The 23,619-nt window shown below is 66.1% G+C and carries 25 protein-coding genes; 15 read left to right on the plus strand and 10 right to left on the minus strand.

Translation table 11 applies throughout. The annotated features are described in order from the left end of the window. The first annotated feature begins 552 nt into the window (after nt 1–552). The 4 genes from NF4_RS23365 to NF4_RS23380 all read left to right on the plus strand — a co-directional run bounded on the left by NF4_RS23365 (nt 553) and on the right by NF4_RS23380 (nt 3,627). Nucleotides 553–1,188: a DUF3558 domain-containing protein gene (locus NF4_RS23365; RefSeq protein ID WP_198165439.1), complete on the plus strand. Its 636-nt coding sequence runs from the start codon at nt 553–555 to the stop codon at nt 1,186–1,188. Nucleotides 1,189–1,274: 86 nt separating this feature from the next. Beyond that, nucleotides 1,275–2,534, plus strand: coding sequence for a hypothetical protein (locus tag NF4_RS23370; protein ID WP_063129525.1), 1,260 nt, complete (start codon nt 1,275–1,277; stop codon nt 2,532–2,534). A gap of 47 nt (nt 2,535–2,581) precedes the next feature. Then, nucleotides 2,582–3,028, plus strand: coding sequence for a hypothetical protein (locus tag NF4_RS23375; protein ID WP_232330612.1), 447 nt, complete (start codon nt 2,582–2,584; stop codon nt 3,026–3,028). Nucleotides 3,029–3,126: 98 nt separating this feature from the next. Beyond that, complete coding sequence (locus NF4_RS23380) at nt 3,127–3,627, plus strand: hypothetical protein (RefSeq protein WP_232330613.1); 501 nt, start codon at nt 3,127–3,129, stop codon at nt 3,625–3,627. Nucleotides 3,628–3,678: 51 nt separating this feature from the next. On the opposite strand, the gene NF4_RS23385 is transcribed toward NF4_RS23380, so the two are convergent. Further along, complete coding sequence (locus NF4_RS23385; protein ID WP_063129528.1) at nt 3,679–4,107, minus strand: nitroreductase family deazaflavin-dependent oxidoreductase; 429 nt, start codon at nt 4,105–4,107, stop codon at nt 3,679–3,681. An 86-nt stretch (nt 4,108–4,193) separates the two neighbouring features. Here NF4_RS23385 and NF4_RS23390 point away from each other — a divergent pair, with 86 nt between their 5' ends. Both NF4_RS23390 and NF4_RS23395 read left to right on the plus strand, forming a co-directional pair. After that, complete coding sequence (locus tag NF4_RS23390; protein WP_063129529.1) at nt 4,194–5,156, plus strand: AraC family transcriptional regulator; 963 nt, start codon at nt 4,194–4,196, stop codon at nt 5,154–5,156. A gap of 448 nt (nt 5,157–5,604) precedes the next feature. Next, nucleotides 5,605–7,248 (plus strand): flavin-containing monooxygenase, encoded by a 1,644-nt coding sequence (locus NF4_RS23395; RefSeq protein WP_063129530.1) that lies wholly within the window; start codon nt 5,605–5,607, stop codon nt 7,246–7,248. Nucleotides 7,249–7,311: 63 nt separating this feature from the next. Here NF4_RS23395 and NF4_RS23400 read toward each other — a convergent pair whose 3' ends face one another. Further along, a complete protein-coding gene (locus tag NF4_RS23400; RefSeq protein ID WP_063129531.1) occupies nt 7,312–8,562 on the minus strand; it encodes a cytochrome P450 family protein in 1,251 nt (416 codons plus the stop codon). Between the two features lie 249 nt (nt 8,563–8,811). On the opposite strand from NF4_RS23400, the gene NF4_RS23405 reads away from it, so the two are divergent. The 3 genes from NF4_RS23405 (at nt 8,812) to NF4_RS23420 (ending at nt 12,279) form a co-directional block, all read left to right on the plus strand. Further along, nucleotides 8,812–9,393 (plus strand): DUF1707 SHOCT-like domain-containing protein, encoded by a 582-nt coding sequence (locus NF4_RS23405; RefSeq protein ID WP_063129532.1) that lies wholly within the window; start codon nt 8,812–8,814, stop codon nt 9,391–9,393. A gap of 718 nt (nt 9,394–10,111) precedes the next feature. Beyond that, nucleotides 10,112–11,014: an SGNH/GDSL hydrolase family protein gene (locus tag NF4_RS23415; protein WP_063129534.1), complete on the plus strand. Its 903-nt coding sequence runs from the start codon at nt 10,112–10,114 to the stop codon at nt 11,012–11,014. Continuing rightward, a complete protein-coding gene (locus NF4_RS23420; RefSeq protein WP_157120532.1) occupies nt 11,011–12,279 on the plus strand; it encodes an acyltransferase family protein in 1,269 nt (422 codons plus the stop codon). Before NF4_RS23415 ends, NF4_RS23420 begins: the two co-directional genes overlap by 4 nt. 66 nt (nt 12,280–12,345) lie before the next feature. On the opposite strand, the gene NF4_RS23425 is transcribed toward NF4_RS23420, so the two are convergent. Further along, on the minus strand, nt 12,346–12,987 hold the full coding sequence (locus NF4_RS23425) for an AAA family ATPase (RefSeq protein ID WP_198165440.1): 642 nt from the start codon (nt 12,985–12,987) through the stop codon (nt 12,346–12,348). Nucleotides 12,988–13,100: 113 nt separating this feature from the next. On the opposite strand from NF4_RS23425, the gene NF4_RS23430 reads away from it, so the two are divergent. Both NF4_RS23430 and NF4_RS23435 read left to right on the plus strand, forming a co-directional pair. Next, complete coding sequence (locus NF4_RS23430; protein WP_063129535.1) at nt 13,101–13,904, plus strand: helix-turn-helix transcriptional regulator; 804 nt, start codon at nt 13,101–13,103, stop codon at nt 13,902–13,904. Nucleotides 13,905–13,998: 94 nt separating this feature from the next. Then, entirely contained in the window at nt 13,999–14,625 is a 627-nt protein-coding gene (locus NF4_RS23435; RefSeq protein WP_063129536.1) for a LysE family translocator, read from the plus strand. Nucleotides 14,626–14,673: 48 nt separating this feature from the next. Here NF4_RS23435 and NF4_RS23440 read toward each other — a convergent pair whose 3' ends face one another. After that, the gene (locus NF4_RS23440) at nt 14,674–15,879 is read right to left on the minus strand and encodes an MFS transporter (RefSeq protein WP_063129537.1); all 1,206 of its coding nucleotides are present in this window, start codon (nt 15,877–15,879) and stop codon (nt 14,674–14,676) included. Nucleotides 15,880–15,975: 96 nt separating this feature from the next. Here NF4_RS23440 and NF4_RS23445 point away from each other — a divergent pair, with 96 nt between their 5' ends. Continuing rightward, on the plus strand, nt 15,976–16,893 hold the full coding sequence (locus NF4_RS23445; protein ID WP_063129538.1) for a LysR family transcriptional regulator: 918 nt from the start codon (nt 15,976–15,978) through the stop codon (nt 16,891–16,893). 28 nt (nt 16,894–16,921) lie between these two features. On the opposite strand, the gene NF4_RS23450 is transcribed toward NF4_RS23445, so the two are convergent. The 3 genes from NF4_RS23450 to NF4_RS23460 form a co-directional block, all read right to left on the minus strand. After that, a complete protein-coding gene (locus NF4_RS23450) occupies nt 16,922–18,034 on the minus strand; it encodes an alpha/beta fold hydrolase (protein WP_232330614.1) in 1,113 nt (370 codons plus the stop codon). Next, nucleotides 18,007–18,765 (minus strand): MerR family transcriptional regulator, encoded by a 759-nt coding sequence (locus NF4_RS23455; RefSeq protein ID WP_084533376.1) that lies wholly within the window; start codon nt 18,763–18,765, stop codon nt 18,007–18,009. Before NF4_RS23455 ends, NF4_RS23450 begins: the two co-directional genes overlap by 28 nt. 122 nt (nt 18,766–18,887) lie before the next feature. Continuing rightward, nucleotides 18,888–19,421, minus strand: coding sequence for a hypothetical protein (locus NF4_RS23460; RefSeq protein ID WP_232330615.1), 534 nt, complete (start codon nt 19,419–19,421; stop codon nt 18,888–18,890). Nucleotides 19,422–19,675: 254 nt separating this feature from the next. Between NF4_RS23460 and NF4_RS23465 the strand changes: the two genes are divergently transcribed. Beyond that, complete coding sequence (locus NF4_RS23465) at nt 19,676–20,116, plus strand: DUF2267 domain-containing protein (RefSeq protein WP_063129540.1); 441 nt, start codon at nt 19,676–19,678, stop codon at nt 20,114–20,116. A 51-nt stretch (nt 20,117–20,167) separates the two neighbouring features. Next, nucleotides 20,168–21,094 (plus strand): DUF5996 family protein, encoded by a 927-nt coding sequence (locus NF4_RS23470; protein ID WP_063129541.1) that lies wholly within the window; start codon nt 20,168–20,170, stop codon nt 21,092–21,094. 363 nt (nt 21,095–21,457) lie between these two features. Here NF4_RS23470 and NF4_RS39825 read toward each other — a convergent pair whose 3' ends face one another. Further along, complete coding sequence (locus NF4_RS39825; protein WP_269749646.1) at nt 21,458–21,583, minus strand: hypothetical protein; 126 nt, start codon at nt 21,581–21,583, stop codon at nt 21,458–21,460. A gap of 120 nt (nt 21,584–21,703) precedes the next feature. Here NF4_RS39825 and NF4_RS23485 point away from each other — a divergent pair, with 120 nt between their 5' ends. Continuing rightward, nucleotides 21,704–22,501, plus strand: coding sequence for a vWA domain-containing protein (locus NF4_RS23485; RefSeq protein WP_063129544.1), 798 nt, complete (start codon nt 21,704–21,706; stop codon nt 22,499–22,501). Nucleotides 22,502–22,535: 34 nt separating this feature from the next. On the opposite strand, the gene NF4_RS23490 is transcribed toward NF4_RS23485, so the two are convergent. Both NF4_RS23490 and NF4_RS39830 read right to left on the minus strand, forming a co-directional pair. Further along, nucleotides 22,536–22,784, minus strand: a complete 249-nt coding sequence (locus NF4_RS23490; RefSeq protein ID WP_063129545.1) for a hypothetical protein — start codon at nt 22,782–22,784, stop codon at nt 22,536–22,538. 553 nt (nt 22,785–23,337) lie between these two features. Further along, the gene (locus NF4_RS39830; RefSeq protein WP_269749647.1) at nt 23,338–23,460 is read right to left on the minus strand and encodes a hypothetical protein; all 123 of its coding nucleotides are present in this window, start codon (nt 23,458–23,460) and stop codon (nt 23,338–23,340) included. Nucleotides 23,461–23,619 lie beyond the last annotated feature (159 nt).

Below are 23,619 nucleotides of genomic sequence, written 5' to 3' on the forward strand. Positions count from 1 at the left end.
TCAGGAGATGTCCACCGATATCCGCCGGCTGAACGACTGCCTCGACGGCCAGGCCGTGCCGACCGAAGTCGACTCCGCATAGGCCAACAGTCGGGTCAACCGCCAGAAAGATCGCCGACCACCTTGCGCAGCCATTCGGCGATCGCGATCCCCCTGCACCGCCGTTCGTAGCCGGCACTACGAAGCCACACCTCGGCGACCCGGTCCTTGCTCGCACCGGAGTCGAGGAGGAGTCGAATCGCCTCGCAGATGCGAAGGCTGCCGGGAGTTCGCTGGCTGCTCGAGCACGGCTTCGACCCGAACTCCCCGGGCTGCGAAGTCGACATATTGAAAGCCCGGGCGATGCGGCATCGACCGCAGTACGCCCGGCTGCATCGACACCGGGTCTGCCTCAGGCCTCGAGTACTCGCCCGAACCCGGCACGGAGTATGAACCTCCACATCCAGGGCCCCGCGAGACCGATACGGCAGACTGTGCCATCATTACCGACTGCTGGTCATTGTCTGTGCCCGAGGGGGGCGGACGGCTGTGTCGATGTTCGGGGGTTCGATAGTGAGGACGATTTCCGCCACCGGTTGCCTGATGGCGAGTGTGCTGGCACTGGCGGCCTGTTCTGGTGGTTCCGCCGACCAGGAGGCGACGGCGGGGGTTCCGGTCACCACCTCACCGACAGTGTCTGCGGGGGCGAGCGTCTCCGTGCAGGTGAGTGTCCCACCGGCGCCGGCGCAGACCGGTGCGAAGCCGGTCCGGTTCGACCCGTGTGTGAGTGTGGGCGACGACCTGGTGACCAGAGCCGGATTCGACCCCAGGACCCGCGAAAGAGCTACCACCGAAGGCGTCGGCATCTTCACGGAAATCGGCTGCCAGTTCTGGCGCGAAACTCTTGTCGACGGTGAGAAGTACCCCACCAGCGCGGTATCGGTGACATCGAGCGATCTGACTCTCGACGATATCCGGAAGAACTCCGGTCACGAGGTTTTCAGCTCGGACCCGATCGGTGGGCGCAAGGCCCTGCTGTACCGGACTCCGGCGAATACCGGCGCGTGCTCGGCAGCCGTCGAATCAGCCGACGGGATCTTCCGGGTCGGCATCATGGCGATGCCTGCAGGCCCGGTCCAGGCGCCTGCGCCCTGCGACGAGATCCACCGGATAACCGAGATTTTGAGCGAATCGCTCGACACCCGATAGGACTTCTCTCGTCGCCGGGCCCGAACGAGCCGATAACTCGGTCGGTGCGAAGACTACGAGGAAACGAACGGAATCAAAGGATATCGATGACCGAGACGCTGTCGGCAAATTCCAGCGAGATCGCTGGTCTGGGTGTTCTCCTCACCTCGATCGGGGCCGACGTCCAGTCGGCGTCGGATTTTGTAGCCAAGGAGGGGAGGGCGGCGGATTGGCTGCACGGGCCGATCATCGACACCCTCGTGGCCCCTATCAACGATGCGGCAGACTGGATGGCCCAGCGACACCGAGTGCTCGCCGAGACCACCACCGGCAGCGGGACGGAACTCAACAAGGCCGCCTGGCTGTATCACGACCAGGACCAGAAGACCTATGCCGCGCTGAACGCGGCCACCGAGTCGGCCCTCCCGGGAAACGACAGCACCGAGGAGATCGGCGCAACCGCGCAGTATGCAGGAGCCGCCAGCTATCCCAAGCCGGAATCGTTCAAACTCGAGTCGCCTGCCGCGAACAAAGAAGAGCTCGCAGGTCTCATCGCCGAAGTCTTCCCGGTGCTCGGCAACGTGAACGAATCCATCAAGAGCATCACCCGGGCCGCGGGAACCGAATACGACCCGCTGGTGAAATGCCTGGAGCCGATTCCGGGAAACTGGTCCGAGATCCGCAGGCTCGGTGAGGTGTACAAGGCTGCCGGCAATGGCATCGAGGCATGTGGTAAAAACCTCGAATCCGGGGTGAAGCGGATCGACGGAAGTACGAACGGCCAACCCAATTGGTACGGCGCGGCCGCCGTATCTTTTCACGATTGGGCGACCAAGCAGATCGCAGCGATGAAATGGGAAGGCCCGGTCGGCCGGGTCGTCAGTGATTGCGCCGGCGAGGTCGCCGACATGATCAGGGACGGCATCCGGACCATCCTCGACAAGCTCTGGGGGATGCTCAACAAGTATGTCGACTTCGACGACATCAAAGGCGCCCTCAAGTCGGTTGCGAACATCCTTTCCGCGGCGGTACCAGGGCTCGGAGCTGCTCGTATCGCCAAGCTGGTAGTAGATATCGGTCTCCTCGTCAACGCCGCGATCGATGTGGTCGGCAAGATCAAAGAGCTTGCCGATGCCTTCAAGAAGCTGCTCGACATAATCAAGGATCCGGTGGGTCAGCTGCGAGAGAACGCGAAACAAAAGCTGGAAGAGGCCGTCGCGCCCGTCACCGGCAAGATCGATGACGCGACCCGCGCGGCGGCCGTCGGTCAGGACATCGCACAGATCGCGGATTACGGAGCCACCACCAACCGACCCACACAGTCCTATGACATAGGGTCCGGCACCGCACCGTGGGAGAACGCGTGAGCAAACCACAATGGGGCAGTATGCGGGAACCCGATATCGATCCCGCGGTGGACGCGATCGCCCGGAAGGTCATGGACGCGGTAGATAACCTGCGCACGGCCACAATCCGTTTGGCCGGCATGGACATCGATGAACTTTTCGACGCACCAACCGAGGTAACGGAGGAGTTCATTTCCATGGTCGCCGCGATGGACACAGCGTCCCCGGCGCTGAAGACATATGCCGAACGAGTCGCCGGCGGTGAATGCCGCTGGCGTGATATCGAGACTCTCGCGAATCCGGTGCCACCGGAAGTCGCCGAAATGAAGAACTCGCCTCAGTTCACCTGGACGTGGACTCCGGAACCGCCGCAAGTACCCGCACCACCGCCGGCTCCCACCTGGCCATCGACCCAGACCCCGACCCGTCGCCCACGAACGGGCGAAACGGTTGTCGGGCCCAGTGACTGGCCTGATGACTTCGACGAGTATCCCGGCGAGCAGCGGTGGCGCTGAGGTGAACACTGTTCGTACTCCAGCGTCGTATCGGTCGTTGGATTGCCAGTCGAGTTCGAGGAGACGAAATGGGTCGGTCCGGCAGGATGGTCGGCCCGATGTCACTGGTGTGGACACTGGGCGTCCCGGTAGCGGCACTGGCGTTCATGGCCGGCGCGTTGAATCTGGGCGCCGTTATCGCCCGGGTGACGGGGTCGCCGGTCGCCATGGCGCTGTTTCTCCCGGTGAGCGCGGTGCTGGGCATCGGCGCATGGATGCTTGTTCTTGCCGCGGCATGGCGAATACGCCGAAACTATCTACGGCGTGTCGGGCATGCGACGGCTGCGGTGGTGGTCGAATCCGACCTCCAGCGCAAGCACAATCGAGGGCCATTCAACTTCGATCTATGGCGGGTTCGGGTCGAAGCCCAGTTCTCGCACCCGGAGACAGGCGGCGAAGCCCGCGTGCAGAAGCAATACTTCTACCTTCAGTTTCAGGAGGCGAAGGCGCACGCACTGGCCGAACAGCTGAGTGCCGGGGCCTCGGTTCCCGTCGTCGTCCATAAGAATTCCGCACTGTTCGACGTCTCCAAACGGCCGGTCTGGGTCGATATCTGGTAACTGTCACCAGGAACCGCTCGATACCGCCACGTGAATCCAAGGCAGCTCGCGTCAGTGGCCGGTCCGCTGTAACTCTACGACGGGTATGACCCGATCGGTCTTGCGCTGGTACTCACCGAACTGAGGCTGCACGGCGACCTGTTTGGCGTAGATCTCGTCGCGCTCGGCCCTGGGCAGCACACGAGCGACGACCGAGAACGTCTCTGCGCCGTACTCGACGGTGGTGTTCGGGTTGGCCACCAGGTTGTGGTACCAGGCCGGGTGCTTCGGGCTGCCACCCAGGCTCGCGAAGACGAAGATCCGGTCACCCTCGACGTAGGGGACCAGCGGAGCGACGCGTTCGGCGCCCGATTTGGCGCCGATGTGATGCACGAGGATCAGCGGAAAGCCATCGAAGATGCCGCCGACGGTGCCGCCTTTCTCCCGGAATTCGGTGATGACCTGGCTGTTCATCTCGATGATGTCGTCCGCGTCTGCCATGCTCCGACCATATGCGGTAGGTGTTGAATTGATCGATAGCTGAATCGGCCAGAAACATATCCGTTTGTCGCACTATCATCGATCATATGGATATTCTTGCCGACGTACTGGCGGTCGGCGGTGTCCGCGGTACCGCGGGTGCGCGCATCGAGGCGGGCGGCACTTGGGGGATCTCATGGGATGCGCGCTGTAACGCCGCGTTCTATGCCGTCACCTCGGGCACCGCATGGTTGTGCCTGCCCGGCCGGGAGGCGCAGCAGCTCATGCCCGGCGATGTGGTGCTGTTGCCGAGTGGGGCAGAGCACGCGTTGAGCAGTGCTCCCGGCGTGCCGCTGGCCCCGTGCGGCGGGTGCGGCGGCAACGCGGCCATGGAGAACGGCAGTGTATTGCGGCTGGGCGCCGGTGCGGTGCAGACGCATATCCTCGGCGCGAGTTACGAATACGACCGCGCGGTGTCGACGCAGGTGATGACATCATTGCCGCAGGTTCTGCACATCAGGGCCGACCACGGCGGCAACTGTCTCGATGACACCGTCCGGCTGCTGTCGCGGGAGTTGGCCTACCCGCAGATTGCCACCGCATTCGTACTCAACCGCTTGGTCGACATCCTGTTGGTGCAGTTGATCCGGGTCTGGTTGGCGAAAAACCCGGACGAGGCGCGCGACTCCTGGATCGGCATGCTGGCCGACCCGGTGGTCAGCGACGCGCTCGCCAAACTCCATCAGGAACCGGCCCGGGGGTGGACCATCGACTCACTCGCCGCGGAGCTGACGCTCTCCCGTAGCACGCTGACGCGGCGGTTCCGCGCCGTGACCGGTACCGCGCCGGCCGAATACCTGACGCGATGGCGAATGGATCTGGCCGCGATCCGGTTGCGGGACAGCGACGACCCTCTCGATGCCATCGCCCGCTCGGTCGGATACACCTCGGTCTACGCGTTCAGTCGAGCATTTCGCCGGGCACGCTCGCAGGCTCCGGGGCAGTTCCGTAGCGCGGCGCGGGCGGCCGAGCACGGCCCGACACGTCATCATGGGGCCGCCACCGAATGAGGCCACTACGGTCATCCGGGCCACTCTCCCGCGACTACCTCGAGAGTGAAGTCGTGGGAAAGATCGACATGGTTCACCGGCGACGCCGATGTGGTCCCGCCCGGCCAGGGTGTCTCCCGATACCTCGATCCATCCGGCCACCAGAGCCGGCACAACCGCGCGGGAACATCAACGCGCGCAACAATGTTCCGCCAACTGCAACCTGTACCAGTCTGGAATACTGACGCTCGGCGAGTCTCGTTCGCGCACAGATGAGCTCGCGCCATCAGCCGAGTTGCAGCGATACGGGGGAAGGGGGCAAGAACTTCTGCGGTGTCATCGTTTACCACTTCCGACCACCACATCACGCCCAGCTCTTTCCTCGACCAGGTGACTGCCGGCTCGCCACATAGTCGAACCGAACCGCTGTGTCCCTCCCACGGCGACTCTTGGAAAGGCAGGTCCCACGATGACAACGACCTCGGAGCGTTCCGCATCCTCGACCGGGCAGAAGACTCGCGAGATCGACGCAGTCGTCGTCGGAGCCGGATTCGCCGGCCTGTACACGCTGCACAAGTTGCGCGGACTCGGACTCTCGGTGCAGGTGTACGAGGCAGGTGACGGAATCGGCGGCACCTGGTACTGGAACCGTTATCCGGGCGCACGCGTCGATGTGAAGAGCATGTACTACAACTACTCCTTCGACCCGGAGCTGGAGCAGGAGTGGGAGTGGACGGAGAAGTTGCCGCCGCAGCCGGAGTTGCTCCGCTACATCAACCACGTCGCGGACCGTTTCGATCTGCGTAAGGACGTGCAGTTGCGGACCCGGGTCACCGCCGCGGTCTACGACGAGTCCGCCGCGCGGTGGCGGATCACGACCGATCAGGGCGAGGTCGTCTCGGCCCGGTTCGCGATCATGGCGACAGGCTGCCTGTCGGCACCGAAGATGGTGGAGGTCCCGGGCATCGAAACGTTCCGGGGTCGCAGCTTCCACACCGGCAACTGGCCCGACCAGGAGGTGGACTTCAGCGGCCGACGGGTCGCGGTGATCGGCACGGGTTCCTCCGGGGTGCAGGTTATTCCGCTCGTTGCCGAGACGGCCGAGAAGCTCACCGTGTTCCAGCGGACCGCGAACTATGTGCTTCCGGCCGGCAATCACGCGATCGATCCCGAATTCCAGCGCGACATCAAGTCGCGCTACCGCGAGGTGCGCAAGGCCAACCGGGAATCGTCGTTCGGCATCGCGCGGCCCGAGGCCACCACAGGGGCGCTCGAGGTGAGCGAAGACGAGCGAAATGCTTTCTACCGCGCGGTATGGGAGGACAAGGACAGCGAACTGGTCAGCATGCTGACCGGATACACCGATACCCTCACCGACGAAGCCGCCAACGAGACGGCCGCCCAGTTCATCCGCGACCGCATCGCCGAGATCGTGACGGATCCGGCGGTCGCCGAACTGCTTCAGCCCTCCGGCCTGTTCGGCGTCAAGCGCCCGGTCCTGGGTACGGACTATTACGCGACCTTCAATCGTCCCAATGTCCGGCTCGTGGACGTCTCCGCGACCCCGCTCACCGAGGTCACCGAGTCCGGACTCGAGACGACGCAGGAGAGTTTCGAGTTCGACGACATCATCTACGCCACCGGATACGACGCGATGACCGGTGCGCTGGACGCGGTCGATATTCGCGGCCGGGGTGGTGCGGCATTGCGGGAGAAGTGGGCCGACGGGCCCGTAACCTACCTCGGTCTCGCCGTGGCGGGCTTTCCGAACCTCTTCACGATCACGGGCCCGGGTAGCCCAGCGGTCCTGTCGAACATGCTGGTGTCCATCGAGCAGCACGTCGACTGGGTAGCGGACGCGATCGATACGATGCGGTCCAAGGGCGTCACGACCATGGAGGCCCGGGCCGACGCGGAGCAGGAATGGACCCGGCACGTCGGCGAAGTCGGCGATATGACGCTGTATCCGAAGGTGGACTCCTGGTACGTGGGATCGAATGTGCCCGGCAAGCCGCGGGTGATGTACGCCTACATCGGCGGCGTCGGCGCATATCGCGAAAAATGCGACCAGGTCGCCGCCGACGACTACGACGGGTTCACTCTGGCGCGGTGACCGAGGCGCTGCCGGTGGCGGGCGCCGCAGGGCGCCCGCCACCGCTGGTGTCCGATGTAGTGCCTACCAGGCGAGACGCATCGGCGGGCACGCCGGAAATTCGACCGGTAGTGCCGCCAAGGCCCGGTGGAACTGGCCCTGCCGCCAAGGCAGCTGCTGCGCAGCGACTTTCGAACGGATATCCGGCAGGGCGTCGAGCAGCAGGTCGATGCCCTGCGCGGCGATGGTCTGGGCGAGGGTCTGGGCCGGGCAGCCGTGCGGGCCGCCTCCCCATGCGAGGTGCGACCGGTTGCCTCTGCGGTCACCGCCTGCGACGCTGGGATCGTTGTTGCACGCGGCCAAGCTGATGACCACCGGCTGATCGGCCGGCAGCCACACATCGCCGACGAGTTGCGGTTGTCTGGGGTAGCTCACGCACCAATTCGCCAGCGGCGGATCCTCGAACAGCACCGCATCGACAGCGTCCCGGGTGGCCATGGCGCCGCTGAGGACCTCGCCCCCGTATTGCTCGTCGGTCATCAACAGCAGCAACGCATTGAGAATGAGATTGCAGGTCGGCTCCGTACCCATCGAGAACAGGAGCGCGGCCTGATTCACCATCTCCATGGCATCGAGCCCGTCCGGGTGCTTCAACAGCTCCGAGGTCAGATCGTCGCCCGGCTCGGCCCGCTTCTGCTCGACGACTCCGATCAGGGCCTCGACGAAACGCTGCTGCCCCTCTTCGGCGCCCACCCCCTCCAGCATGGCAGCCATCCCGTGGTAGGCCTCGGCCGCGGCGTCTTCGGGAAAGCCCATCAGTTCACTCAGGACCCGGAAGGTCAGCGGATACGCGTAGTCCGTTCGCAGGTCAGCGGTACCGCGTTCGCAGAAGTCGTTGATCAGCGCATCGGCGGCCCGGGCAACCGCGCCGTGAACCCTGTGCATGTCGACGGTGTCCAACGCCGCGATGATGGTGCGCCGGTAACGCTCGTGTTCCAGACCTGCGGTTCGCAGCGCGTTCTGGCGGTAGCCCAACATCGGCAGCATCGGCGAGTCCGCGGGGGCGTTCTTCTCCCATCGGCGTGGGTCGGCGGGGAAATGGGACTCGTCGTTGAGGATTTGCATGGCCACCTGGTAACCGATCACGAGCGTCGCCGGCACACCCGGAGAAAGCTCGATCGGCACCAACGGGCCGTGACGTCGCATATCTGCGTAGGCACGGTGCGGATCGGCCGCGAACGAGGAGGTGTCCAGCCGCACGCGTGGGCCGGCGGATACCGGGGACCCGTGCGCGATCAGGGGTCCCCCCGGCGAACCCGGATCTGTATTGCTCAACGCGTGACTCCCCCGAACGGTGCCGTGTGGTGTCCCTTCCGGCCCGCTCCGGGACGGCCTGGCATTCGCTGTGTGGGCATGCTGGCGCATACTACCGGGAACCGTTACGGTCCAAGATCTTTGGCGATCGCGGGCACGGCACAGAGCGGGCGTGGTCGTTCTCCCACAGCCGACGGCGAGTCCGGGCTTCAGTTGGGTTCGCTGCGTAGCGGCAACCGGCGGATTCGCCGCTGCGCTATCGTGACGAATATGACGGTCGAGCCACCACCCCAGGGCCTCCCGGCGGTGCGCGCCACCGACAGCGAACGCGATAACGCCGCCGCGCTCATCCAGCAGGCGCACGGCGACGGACGGCTGGACCTCACCGAATTGGATGAGCGACTCGCCGCCGTGTACGCCAGCAGAACCAGACCGGAACTGGAAGCGGTCACCGCCGACCTGTCGCCTGTCGCCCACGGTAGTACGGCAGACCGCCTGGTCCTGCGCTCGAAGGGCAGCAAACTCATACGCCACGGCACCTGGCTGGTGCCACCACAGATCGTCGTGCACTCCGAACACGGCAAGGTGGTACTCGACTTCGGCACTGCCGTGTTGCGGTCCCGGGAAATTCTGGTCGAGGTGGACTCCGAACACGGCGGCGTCGAATTCGTTGTACCCCGGGGTTGGATCATCGACCTCGACGATATGGTGACCGAGTGGGGCAGCATCAAGAACAAGGCGGTCCCGCCGGTAGCCGGGATGCCCCGGCTCCGGGTCAGCGGCCGCATCGAGCACGCCGGAATCACTGTTCGTCACCCCCGCCGCCGGCGCTGGTGGTGGCCGTTCCGCTGAGCAGGCGGCGCGACCGGACAATACAGCCGTCCACACTGCCGCAAGTCATGGCGACGCACACCGATCATCAGTGCTCCCGCACCTCGGCCTCGCACGCCGCACATCCGGGCAGGACGCACCATGAACGCCCTGGTAGCAGCCGAGCTGACGAAGTTTTGGTCGGACCGGTCGAGTGCCGGGAAGCCTCCTTCCCTATCCAAGGAAATCCGGCTGTAACGGTTCGGCGAATCCGGCGATACTATGCTCGACAACTCCGCGCCTCGGAATGGGTGGGGTTCAGAGAGGCCGAAATGCCAGGAGGATCGGGAATCGTCATGAAACGTTGCCTAGTGACCGTGTTCGCATGCGCCGCAGTAGTTCTCGGCGTAAGCGGGTGTGGCGACGACTCAGAATCGCACGAAGATCACGGGACGACCTCCAGCGTAGCTCCGACCAGCACGGCGGCGCCGTCGAGCGTGGCATCGACCACCCCGCAGCCGCCGAGCCCGGCACCGGCTCCCCCCGCCGCCGTCGAACCTCCGCCCGCGGCGGAACCTCCTGTCGCGGAACCGCCGGCCGAGGCGCCGGCGCCGGAGCCTCCCGCACAGCAGCAGGCGCCCGTACAGCCCGAACCCGCCCAGCCCGAGCCGACACTCACCCTGCCTGATTTCGATCCGCAGGCCGGCTACTGACCGACGGGAAAGTCTTGATTCGCGAATTTTTTCGGCGCCGAGGTGGAATGGCCGGCGCCGTGGTGGCGGCCGCCCTCACCGTGACCACCCTGTACGCACCGGCCGCAGCGGCGCCGGTCGAAAACAACCGGCCCGAGGGCAAATCCTTGGTGGTGCTCGGTGATTCGTTCACCGCGAACTATCCGAAGTTCTTCTCGGCGACCAAGGAGTGCCTGCACGCGCCCACATCGTGGCCGACTCGGCTGAGCGAGCGGATGGGGGTCGCGGGCACGCCGGACTTCGTGGATGTGTCCTGCAGTGGCTCCACGATCTCCACGGGGGACGGCTGGTGGCTGGTGCACGAGGTGGCCGAGGCGGCCAAGCAGCAGGCGTTCGGGCCGGAGACCGAGGTCATCGCTATTCAGACCGGGATGAACGACGTCTGGGCCCGCAACAGTACGGCGACGATGATCACGTCGTTGCAGCCCTGCGTGTTCAACCTTGTCGACGGATGCGGGCTGGAGGCGGCCGAACAGGGACGGTTCACCGACTACCGGAACGTCACGGGCAAGGTCTACGCCAACCGCATCCGTGAAGCGGTCACTTATATGCGCTACTACGCGCCGAACGCTCGGATCATGCTGGTCGGTTACCCGGAACTGTTCCCTCCGGCGCAGGAGCATGTGTGCGTGAACGTACTCGGCGCCGGGCAGGTCGTGCAGCCGAGAGGCCGCGCGGTGACCGAATACCTGGACCGTCTCGATATCGCGCAACGGGACGCCGCAGAGCTGCTGAAACTCGAGTTCGTCGATATTCGCTCGGTGACCGCGGGCCACGGGCTGTGCGCGGCCGACCCGTGGCTGAACGGTTTCTTCGATCCCGCGGCCGACGTCGCCGGAATGCCGTTCCATCCCTCGACGCGCGGTGATGAGGTGACCGCGGAGACGGTGTACGAGCGGATCCGCCGGTGAGCCTGGCGCCGCCCCGGACCGAGTCCGGATCGGAGTTCCTCGATGCGGCGGCGGCGCGACCGGCGCTGCCGTCGCTGACGGGGGCACGCTGGTGGGCGGCGTTCGCCGTATTCCTGCTGCACGCCCTGGTGTTCCTGCCGGTGTATCCGTTCCAGAAATCGGAGTTGTTCCGGCAGATCCATCAGCTGATGCCGATGCAGCTGGGTGCCGCGGGAGTGACCTTCTTCTTCGTCCTGTCCGGGTTCATCATCTATTGGTCGTTCCGGCCGGGAAGCTCGGTGCCGCGGTTCTACTGGCGCCGGGTGTTGAAAATCTACCCGACCCACCTGGTCGCGGCCCTCGCGTTCATCCTGGTGGCGAGCGTCCCCCTGACGCGGATGGTGGTCTGGGCGCCGAACCTCGCGCTGATCCACACCTGGGTGCCGAAGTGGACCACGGTCGGCGGGCTCAATGTGCCGTCCTGGTCGCTGGCTGCGGAAATCCTTTTCTACCTGAGCTTTCCGCTCGCGCTGCCGCTGGTGCGCCGGATCAAGAGCCATCACGTGTGGTGGGCGCTGGCGGGGCTGCTGGTGGCGATCCTGTTACTGCACACCGCTTATTACCTGTGGGTGCCCGGGCCCAAAGGGATCGCGAATACCTTCGCGCCACGGCTGATACCGGGTGAGGTGTCGCCGTACTTCGAACTGCATGCCGCGCCGATCTGGTTCGAGCAGCCGGATATCCCGGTGGCTCCGTCGTATTGGCTCAGCTACAACTTCCCGCTCTCGCGGCTGCCCGAGTTCTTCCTCGGGGTGCTCGCGGCACGGCTGGTGCTGGAGGGCCGCTGGCGCAACACCCGGCTTGTGCCGCCGATGATCGTGCTGATGATCGCCTACGCGGCGACCTGGGTGGTGCCGCCGAACTACAAGATGTCGGCGCTGCTGCTCGCGCCGATGACGGCCGTGGTGGCCACGCTGGCCGCGCGCGACCTGGCGGGAATCCGGGGATTCACCGCCTCGCCGCGGATGGTCTGGCTGGGCAATATCTCCTTCGCGTTCTATCTGATCCAGTTCCCGGTGATGGTGCTGATCACCCGGTTGTTCATCGGCGGAAAGCAGTTCGGGCCGCTGGGCTGGCTGGGATTCGCCGCACTGAGCTTGGTCGGGTCCACGGTGGTGGCGGCGGCCATCTATCACTGGATCGACGACCCTCTGATGCGCAAATTCTCCGGTCGCCGCACCGCGGCGAAGCAGTCCGGGTCGACGCCACCAGAGCCCCGGCAGTAGCCGGTTCGGCGATCGGGCTCCGCTGCCGGTGAGCGCGGCGACGATCCGGTGGCCCTGACGGTCGACTCACAAACGAACACTACGGACTGTGACGGCCATCCGGCGAAGCCTGCCTCGGATCCGGCCATCGGTATCGGGCTTCAGCGTCACGCCGACCATGTCGGCGATTCGATCGGCCACCGCCGCCACCGGGGTCGTGTCGGTCCAGATATGGTCGGCGAACTCGGGCCTGTTCAGCTGCTCGAGGCAGAAGTCCAGCCTGTCCACCGCGAACTGTTCCGCACGCAGCAGCAGATCACCCTGGCCGACCGCGCGCAGGAGGGGAGCGAAGCCGAGCCCACGATCGCGCAGACGATCCAGAACTGTCTCCCGGCGGGCCAGTAGCGCGAAATGGCGTACGTCGTGGCCGGATTCGCGCAACCGCCCGACCGTCTCGTCGAAGTATCGGGGGTCGGCGACGGTCATCGGGGCGATCACCACACCCTCGTGCTCGCGGAGCACATGGTCCAGTACCTCGAACACGCCCTGCCGCCAGCTCGGATAGTCCTGGAAGTCGGTCCGGAGCGTCGGCGGCATCATCCGGTGCAGGCCGTATCCCACCATTTCCGGGTCGCACACCACACTGCCGGGAAGCCGGCGGTGCAGCTCGAACGCGGTCTGTGTCTTTCCCCCGCCGAAGGGACCGTTGATCCAGAGCAGCATGGCCATAACCCTATCCACAGAAGTCACGACCGAAGCCACTTCGCGGCCTCGCTCCTCGCCGACCGAGGTCCGTTCGAACGACAGCCCCGGCTCCCGGATTTCCCTCTAGGCTTGCGCCTGTGGTGCAGGCAGAGTTCTGGCGCAGCGACGCGCTCCCCTTTCTCGAGAGCAGGCGCGCCTGCCGCACCGTGTCGTGCTACAAGCCGCACTCCCACGATGCGATGTCGATCGGCGCGGTCGACCAAGGGCGCAGTGTTTTCACCGGCGCACCGGGCGGTCCCGTGCAACTCACGGCGAAGAATCTCGTGGTGATCCCCGCCTACCGAGTCCATGCCTGCAACCCCGTCGAAGGCCGGTGGAGCTACCAGATGCTCCACGTGGACGAGGCGTGGCTCGCCGGATCTCTACCCGAACTCGGTATGGGAGCCGATCGGCCCGTACGCATCATCGACGAGCCTGCACGATACGCCGCGTTCTGCCACCTCAACGAGGTGCTGTTCTCCGACGCCGACCCGCGCGAGAAGGAAGAACTGCTCGTCACTGTGCTCGACGAAATACTGAGCGCACCCGCTCAGATCATCGCCGGCACCAGGGTCGGTGAGTCGGACCTGGCCATCGTCGCCCCAATCCTCGAGCACCTCCGCAGCTCGAACATGCAGGTCTCACTCGGCGATCTGGTCCTGAACACAGGTCTGAGCCGGTTCCAGTTGGTTCGGCGGTTCCGTGATGTCACGGGGTTGCCTCCCATTGCCTGGCAGATCAACGAGCGCATCCTCAGAGCGCGTTCCCGGCTCCGCGAGGGCTGCGGCCTGGCCGAAGTCTCCAACGACCTCGGCTTCGCCGACCAGAGCCACTTTCACCGGATCTTCACATCGCGCACCGGGGTCACGCCCGGCGAGTACCGCGCCGGCGCCCGCCACTGAAACGGACACACCGGCCCTGCAATTTCGTTCAAGACACTTCTGCGGCGACATCGGCACAGTGACTCGGTCCGTACCCGTCGAGCACAGAGGAAGAATGAATCAATTCGCTGCTGTGGCCGGTGCCCACTTCCTTGCCCTGTTGTCCCCGGGCCCCGACTTTTTCCTCATCGCACACTCGTCGATGACCACCGGATGGCGTCGCGCGACAGGTGCGTGTGCGGGCATCGCGGCCGCGAACGCCGTCTTCATCGCTACCGCGTTCGCGGGCCTGTCGATCCTGCGGCCCGACGCCATCGCATTCACCGCTGTCCAGATCGCGGGCGCCGGATTCCTCGTCTACCTCGGCATACGCTTCCTGCGCTCGGCCGGCGCCACCTCGATTGCGCTGGCACCGGGCGACGAAACCGTGCGCACCGCCGGGGGCTGGTGGAAACTTGCCGCGACGGGGTTCGCCTCGGCCGCCCTCAACCCCAAGAACGCACTCTTCTACGCAGGTCTCGCCGCCGTTCTCACCGTCGGCACCAGCAGGGGACAGCTCGTCGCCTACGGCATGTGGATGTTCGGTGTCGTGCTGATCTGGGACCTGCTCATTTCTGTTCTCATAGGCAACCGCGTCGTCCTGACCAGATTCGCTCGAGCGCTTCCGACGCTCGAACGCGCATCCGGAGTGGCGCTGATCGTGCTGGGTCTCGGCGTTCTCCTGATGGCGGCGTTCCGCTGACAATCGCCGGCAGGGGCCGGGTAGGCGGACGCACCCGCGTCGACGGGCTCAGGCAGCAACGCCGGATCGGGCAGCCACGGCCCCGCCGGGCGCCGTGACCAGGGCGGCCGCGGCCGCCACCCCCGCCGAGACGCAGAGCAGCACGGATGATCCGACGCCGTCGAGGATGACGCCGCCGAGGAAGGATCCGAGCGCGATACTGCCGGTGAAGGCACCGACGAAAAGACCGGTGACGGCCTCGCGCCGTTCGGGCACGGCCTGGACGGCCCAGATCTGGCTGCAGACCGAGACTCCCCCGTAGGAGAACCCCCACAGCACCAGTACCACCGCGGCGCTGATCGGGGCCGTACCCACCAGCGGCAGCGCCAGCAGGGCGGCGGTGATGCCGGTCGCCAGAACGAGCACTGTCGACCGAACGCGGCGCGTGGCAGCCGCACCCGCGGCGAAGTTCGCGACGATCCCGCAGAGTCCGTAGACGAGGAGCAGCAGCGAGATACCGGCACCGTGGATGCCTGACAATTCCTCCAGCACGGGCCGCACGTAGGTGTAAGCGGCGAAATGAGCGGTAACCAGGAGGGTCACCGCGATCAGTCCACGGCGCACCGCCGGAATCGCCAGAAGAGAACCGGAATGCTCACCCGATCCAGCGTCCTGCCTCGGTGGTAGTGCGGGCAGGAGCGCGGCGAGCCCCGCGGCGAGCACGAGAGCTGCCAGCGCGAGTAGGCCGAAAGCGCTGCGCCACCCAGCGATATCACCGAGGAAGGTACCGAAGGGAACACCCACAACCGACGCTACCGCTACGCCGCTGACGACCGTCGATACCGCCGGTCCCGCCCGGGAAGCATCGACCAGCCGGGTGGCGAGCGCCGCCGCGAGCGCCCACACCGTCGCCATGGCGAATCCGACGACCACGCGGCCGAGCGCGAGCACGGCGAACCCCTGGGCGATCGCGGTGATCAGATTTCCGGCGGCGAGCACGAGCGCGGCCGCCACCAGGACGTGGCGCCGATCCGCGCCGCCGATCGTCCGAGAGACGAAAGGAGCGGCCAGTGCGGCCACGACCCCGGTGACGGCCAGACTGAACCCGGCTGTTCCCGGCGTGATGCCCAGCCCTTCGGACATCGGTGTCAGCACCCCGACCGGCAGCATCTCCGAGGTGACAACGAGAAATGTGGACAGGGCCAGGACAGCGATCGAGGACCAGCGGCCACCGGGTTCGGCCGCGGGTGCTGGTGATTCACGCACAGTGGACATGAATCCAGTCAAGGATGCCCGGTGGGTCGGAACAACAGTGATCAGCTCATTGTTCGATCAGCTGAACTCATCGATCGCCGCGACGGAGGGAGCGGGATGCCGGACCTTCCCGCCCGCGAGCTGGAATGTCTGCTCGTACTGGCCGAGGAACTGCACTTCGGCCGGACAGCACAGCGGCTGCGGGTATCCCAGAGCCGGGTCAGCCAGCTCGTCGCCGCCCTGGAACGCAAGATCGGGACACAGCTCGTGGAACGCACCAGCCGCCGGGTGGCGCTCACCGAGAGCGGGGCGGAGTTCGTAGACCGGGTGCGGCCCGCTTATACCCGGCTGATCGAGCTGGTCGACGGCGCTCGGCAGGAGGCCGGGCGAGCCGCGCCCATCCGGATCGGTTTCCAGGGCCTTGCCTACGAGACGATCACCTGGACACTGGCCCGATTCACTCAGGAGAACCCGGGCGTGGCTCTGTCGCTCCGGGAGCTACCGCTCGGTGACCCGTTCGGTGCGCTACTGGCCGGGGATATCGATGCCGCCGTCGCGTTGCTCCCGGTTCGGGAGCCGGGGCTCTCGGTCGGGTTCGCATTCCCACCTGCGCCGCGGATGCTGGCCGTGAGCCACGGTCATCCGCTGGCACGAACGGAGCATATCGATGCCGAAGCGCTGGCGGACGTGGACCTCGTATCGGTGGACGGGCCCGCGCCGTGGTATTGGCGGGATGTGCACTTCCCGCGCTTCACGCCGCTCGGGAAAAAGATTGCCGGTACGGCCCGCGTGGCGACCCTCCAGGAGGGGATGACTCTGGCCGCGACCGGTCGGTACGCGATGTTGACCTGTCGTCCCGTGGCCGAGCGCAACCAGCGCGCCGACCTGCGCTATGTGCGCGTCACCGGATTCGACGAGGAGTCCAGAATGGCGCTGATCTGGCGTTCCGCGCGGCGCCCCGCGCAATTGACGAAGCTGGCGGCATTACTGGGCGCACTCCCCGATATCGCGGAACCGACGTGGCAGCGCATCTGACAACGCGCCGGGGCCGTCCGGAACTCTGTCATGGCTCGTACGAGGCCTGGCCGGCGAGGAACTCCTCGATATCGGCGGCTATCCGTTCCGGTTGTTCGCCGTTGATCGCGTGGGATGCGCCGGGATAGACCTTCACCGTGCCGTGGCGCAGGTTCTCCCGGGCGGTCCGGGCGGCAGCACCGCTGTCGTGCATCGGCGAGTCGCCGGCGATAATCGCCAGCACCGGCATCTCCAAGGCTCGAAGCCGCTCCGGGCCGATCAGATTCGGTGTCGGTAGTTTCATTGTGTACGAGGACATTCCGGCCTCGATCATCCGGGCGACGGGGACGTCCTCGACCGGGGCGCCACCGGCGCTCCAGCTGTTGAAATCGTCCCGCCACGACTTCGGGAACCAGCTGACGCTCGCCGAAAGCGACCGCACCAGCAACTCTGTGGAGAGGCCGGCGAATGTCTGCACCGGCTCGACCAGGATCAGGCTCGCGACCTTTTCGGGTTCGTGGATGGCGAGGTTGGCCGCGGTCCAGCCGCCGATCGAGAGTCCGAGCAGGTGGAACCCCGGTTCGGGCAACGCGAGCAGGACTTCGTGCAGCCAGCGGGCTTGATCGGCGTGGGTTTCGATCGGACGGTCCTGCACGCTCATTCCGGGTTCACCCAGCAGGTCCAGCGCGTACACCGCACGCTGAGCGAGCAGGCCCGGCATATTGTCGGCGAATACGGGTGCGCCCGATCGTGTGCCGGGAAGCAGTAGGAACGGTTTCCGCTCGCCGGTCCCCTCCGGGCCGGCGTATCGGTACACCCGCACGATCCCGTAGCCGGTCCGCACGTCGAGGACGCGCTCCGGTTCGGGCATCTCCCGCATCGCCTCGTGGTACGCCCCCAGGTAGCGGGCCTTGTCGCCGGCCGAGTCGAAATGGCCCACCGGCGCGGTGTCCCGCAGGATGAGCCAGGCCAGAATCGCCGCGGCGACGATGAGGGCGACGACCAGCAGTGCTCTGCGGAACCGCGACCGTGGTCGGCCGGTCGACCGGGCTCCCTCGTCACCGGCTGCTCCGGCAGTGGGTTCCGCGCCACGGCCGGGTTCGTCTTCGGCACGCCCATCGGAGGCGTCCGCGGTCATTTCTGCTGTGCGACGAGTAGACATCGGTCGAGGAAATCCTTTGTTTTCTGATGCAGCACACGGTCTTCCGGTGGCCAGCTGTGATCGGACCGTTCCATCGCGCGGTACAGTTCGCCGGTTCCGGCGGGCTGATCCCGGAGCGCGTACTCCGTGGTCGCCTGCCATTCCCGGCCGAGGCGACGACCCGAGCGCGAATCGGCCGGCACCTCGTTTTCCACGAGCAGTAGTGCCTGGACGGCATGCGCCTTCCAGTTGAAGTAGGTGGTGATCACCCGCTCCACATCGATCTCGAGACCGGCAGGTGCACGCGCGCCCGGATTTTCCACACCGGGGTGGCGCAGCAGGGTGCGGTCGAGGCTCATGGTGGCGGCCACGACCCCGGCCGGCACCCGGGCGCCCGGATGTTCCCGCAATATCTGCGTCACCGCGGCCAGCACGGTCCGCTGACATCGCAACCGCAGCTCCGCGATCTCGAGCAGCCGGACCTGTTCGCTGTAGGTCTCGACCAGCGGCCGGCCGGCCTGCCGATCGAGCGCCGCGCCGACCTCGTCGAGCCGCAACCCCGCACTGGTCAGCAGCTGGATCCGGCGAAGGCGATCCAGGTGCTCCGGGCGGTAGCGCCGGCGTCCGCTGTCGTCCCGCTCCGCGACCAACAGCCCGATCCGGTCGTAGTACTGCAGCGTGCGCACGGTGGTCTCGCACCGGCGCGCGACGTCACCCACGGCGATCCATTCCGATGCGTCCCGAGCAGGCATGACAGCGAGCCTGACATATGACGTTACGTCACCTGCAAGACCCGGTCGGCGTCCTTCCTCGGTGCCCCGGCGGTTTCCGCGGGGGCCGGTCTATCGACCGCCCGAGATCACGAATGGTGCGGTCAGGGGACGAATACTTCGGCCGTTGCCGGAACGCTCGGACGGTCGGTGCGCACGGTGAGCGCGACCCGCCCCGGGCCCGAGTCCACGTGCACATAGAACGGCCGGGAACTCGTGTTGCCGGCGGGGATGAACTGGCTCACCGAGCCGCTCCGGCCGGTGTCGAGGTTGCGCCAGTCGACGATCGCTGTGACGTCACACGCCAGGATGGCCGGTGCCCAATTGCCCAGTGGGGAGAAGCCCTGCGTGATCCGCAGTTCTATGGAATGTGCAGTGCCCGGAAAGACGTGGTACCGGTCCAGGGGGCCGTCGTAGGCGACTCCGGCGGCACTCAGCATACCGACACAGATACCGTTGCCCACCGTCCATGCCGGGGCCGTGCGGACCTCTGTCATGGCGCATGTGCGTGGACCGACATTCGACACCCCGAGCTGGCAGGGATCGGCCGCGGCGGCGACGCCCGGCGCTGTCACGGCCATCGCCGCACCGACGAGTCCGGTAGCTGCTGTCGTGGCCAATTTCCGTGCGATCGTCATGCATTGATGATCGTGCATCGCCTCGTATTCATTACGTTTCGCACCGTCACCGGCGGGTCGGTCCGCGCGCACTTATGGCTCGCCGGCCCCGGATCGTAACGGCACTCCCCCCCGATCTGGTGGAAGTCGCCGGCGCGGTGCTGTCTCCGGGCGGCCGTGGAGACCGAATCGAGCCTGCTGTTCCCGCTGGTTACGCCGTAGAATTACGATATCGAACCGCGCATCGGACCGGCCACCGGAAGGCAGGTGCACCAATGACGCATCACAATGACCCCCTCGCCGCCGGCATGCACACCGCACACGCCTGGTTGCGGGCCGTCGCCGACGATCTGGGTACCGAAGATCTCACCTTCGCGCTGCGTGCGCTGCGCGCCTGGATGCACACCGTCCGGGACCGGATAGGTGTGCCCAATTCCGCCCATCTCACCGCCCAACTACCCGATTTCCTGCGCGGTATCTGGTACGAGGGATGGGTACCGAGCCGGGTACCGGGAAACCACGGCGTCGCCGAGTTCGTCGACGAGTTCGCGGAGCGCGCCGGGATCTCGGCGGGCGATGTCTCGTTCACCGCCGGCTGCGTCACCTCCGCGCTGGACCGGATGATGTCGCCCGGCCAGCTGGATCATGTGTTCGCCGTGTTCCCGGAGCGCCTCGGTGTCGTGCTGCGCGGGGAGAGGCCGATGGCCGAAGCCTGACACACCGCCGCCCGCCCCGATCCCCGGGTCCACCGAGCCGAAGGGACGGATATGCGCACCACGTCGAACGAAGTCTGGCCGGCCCTGCGGGTGGACGACTGGGCCGATACCCGCGACACACTGCACATGTGGATGCAGATCGTCGGCAAACTCCGCTTGGCCCGCGCCCCGATGGTCAACCACTGGTGGCAGGTCACCCTCTATATCTCCGCACGCGGTTTGACCACCTCGGCGATCCCCTACGACCGCGGGATGTTCGATATCGAATTCGACTTCATCGACCACGAGCTGATCATCCGCTCCTGCACCGGCGCACGGCACCGGATCAATCTGGAGCCCCAGACGGTGGCCGCGTTCTACGAAGAGGTGATGGCAGCGCTGGACGCGGTGGGTATCGACATCACGATCCTGGCGCGACCGGTCGAGGTGGAACGCGCGATTCCGTTCGCCGAGGACACCACACATGCCGCCTACAACCGGGACCACGCCAATACGTTCTGGCGCCAGCTGATGGCCGCCGATCGCGTCCTGAACCGGTTCCGCGGGGAGTTCTCCGGCAAGGCCAGCCCCGTGCATTTCTTCTGGGGTGCGATGGACCTGGCCTATACCCGCTTCTCCGGGCGCACCGCCCCACCACATCCGGGCGGCGCCCCGAACTGCGCCGACTGGGTCATGGTCGAAGGCTACTCACACGAACTGGCCAGCTCCGGCTTCTGGCCCGGCGGCTCGGCCGAGGGCAGTTTCTACGCCTACGCCTATCCCGAGCCCGACGGGTACGCGGACACACCGATCCGGCCGCGGGCCGGCTACTACGACGCCTCCGTCCACGAGTTCCTGCTGCCCTACGAGGCCGTGCGCACCGCCGACGAGCCCGAAGCCACCCTGCTGGAGTTCCTCCGGTCCACCTACGATGCCGCCGCCGACACCGCCGGCTGGGACCGTGAGCACCTGGATACGGTCACGCCCCGGCCGCGGTGACCCCGGGCATCCGCCACGGCGGCGAGCGTTACGAGACACCGATTACGCCCGAGACCGATCACCGACTGGTGAGGTGCTGGTCCGGGTGAGCGCCGTAGCACTGGACAACACCGACCCGTGGACCCGCGAGGGCGCCTACGGCCGCCCGGGAGACCCGCGGGCACGGTCGGGCCGACGCGGCCCGACCGATTTCCCGCGCGTCCGAGGCGCCGATTTTCGCCGGCCGGATCGCGGCGGTCGCAAGAACGACTCGCGCGCCGGGAACACGTCGGCAAGATCGTCCTGAACCCATAGTCGGCAACATTTCTGCATCTTCCGACCCTGCGCGCACCGCGCCACCATCCGACTCGAGCAGAGCGACCATCACTCGATCTTCGGACTGTTCACCGCCCGCTGCCCGGCCCTGATCTCACTGCGACGCCGGGCGGCCTTCTGCTCACCCACCCGGCGACGGTAACCGTCACGATCCCGGTCGGTGAAGCCGCTCATCCCTACGGTGGACGAAAGCAGTCGCGGAGTGGGCCGCGACCGGCAACAGATCATATCCGGGCCGTCGGCCAGGGATACGCGGGCGGCCTTGCGGAATTGGCAACAGATCACGGAATCGATGTGCACGAGGAGCGCCCGGGGAGCGGCGGCCCCAACCGAACCTCACCGGCACCCGCCGCCGAGATCCGGACGGCCCGTGGGGAAGAGACGCTGTCGCTGGAGAAGCGCGCCAAGCTCGACCTGCGTAAGCGCGAGGTCGCCAAAGTACTTGTCGGCAAGGGAGTCTGCGGCGTTCGCGCGCGGGTCGTGCTGGTCCTCGACAAGACGGGCAGTATGCGACGTCTCTACAGCGCCGGAACGGTCCAACGGGTCGTCGAACGTATGATCCCGATCGCGATACAACTCGACGACGACGGCCACATCGAGCCCTACCTCTATGCCGCCGACTACGCCAGACTGCCCGCTATCACAGTGGACGGCGCCGATGCGTGGTCGGCCGAATACCTGCATCTGCGTGGCCGCCACGGCGGTATCGACTACGCGGAGATCGGTGGCTCCAACAACGAGCTGCCCGTCATGCGCGAGATCATCGCCTCGGTGAATCGCCATCGGCATCCGACATTGGTCTTGTTCTTCACCGACGGCGGGTTCCGGGAGAAGGCGAAGATCACCGCGCTCATGCGCGAAGCCTCCGCGCTCCCCGCGTTCTGGCAGTTCATCGGGCTCGGCCACGCCGACTACGGACTCCTGCACACTCTGGACACGATGACCGGGCGCCGGGTCGACAACGCCGGCTTCTTCTCCGTCGACGATATCGACACGGTGACCGATGCCGACCTCTACAACCGGCTGCTCGGCGAGTTCCCCGATTGGCTGAGCGTGGCGGAGTCCGCCGGAATCTGCCGCGGCGCCTCCTGATCGGCGGTCGGGCCACGCCGACGGACCACCTGAATCAGCTCATCGCACTTCCCCCGCGCCGACATCGGTCGGCGACCGACCGGGCCGCGTCGCCGACCGGGGTATCGGCGACCAGAACGAGGTACGAGGTGCCGAGATCGTGCAGGCCGTTGATCGAGCATTCATAGCCGATCCGGTGCGCTACTTCGCGAACCCACCGGATCGCGCGTTTTCGCTCGGCCGGGGAGGCGCGCCCGGCATCACACACGATGAGGAGGCGGCGGGCGGCGAGGGCGGTCGCCATCGCGGTAGTCCTCTCGCACATCCGATTTTCGCAGGTTCGTGCCTTCGTCTCCCGCAGGAGCCACCGGAGGCCCACCCGACCGCCGGGGGACCCGCCGAACAAGGAATTCACGGCCGACATCCTGATCCGGGGACGAGCGGAACGCGCTGCGCCGATGCCGCGCATACGCCCTGCTCCTAGGGTTCCTTTTCGTCGCGATCATGGTTGTCGTACCTGTCTTTGTGTGCGTGAGATGTTCGGGCGTCGAACAGCGCCTCGATCCGAGCCTTGATCTCGGCGGTGCCGAACTTCGACTCTCCCTCGTTTCTTCGGTCCGCTATTCCTGGTGCAGGCATGATTACTCCCGAATTATAAAATTGCACGGCTCATCGCCGTGAACTGTTACGCGTATGCTCAGTGACAGAAATTATCCGAAAGGTTCCGGATACGAGCGATGACGGAAAAACAAACCCTCTCGCCTTACCATTCGGCGGAGGACGAGCCGACAAGTGTTCCAGCCCGAATCCTATCCACCACCAGGATGGCCGGGACCTCCGTCGAGATGAGAACCGCTTCAGCGCTTCTTCTTTCGCACGATCACCCTCGACTGCTCCTGCCGCTCACGCTTCACTGCCCGGCGCTGCCCGAGGGTCGACGACGGTTTTTTCAACAATTTCCCGCGCGATTTATCAGCCACTGTCGCTCCTTTTCCGAAGTTCCATCCGACCGACCTCGACCATACGTCAGAAAAAATAAAAAGCCAGTCCGGCGGAGTCGGCCGGTGGAACCCGCAGCCCGCGGACTCCTCGGCCGCAGGCCTCGCAGCGCCACCGACCGGCCCGAGGGCGCCACTTCA

Source organism: Nocardia fusca NBRC 14340, from assembly GCF_001618425.1.
GTDB lineage: Bacteria > Actinomycetota > Actinomycetes > Mycobacteriales > Mycobacteriaceae > Nocardia > Nocardia fusca.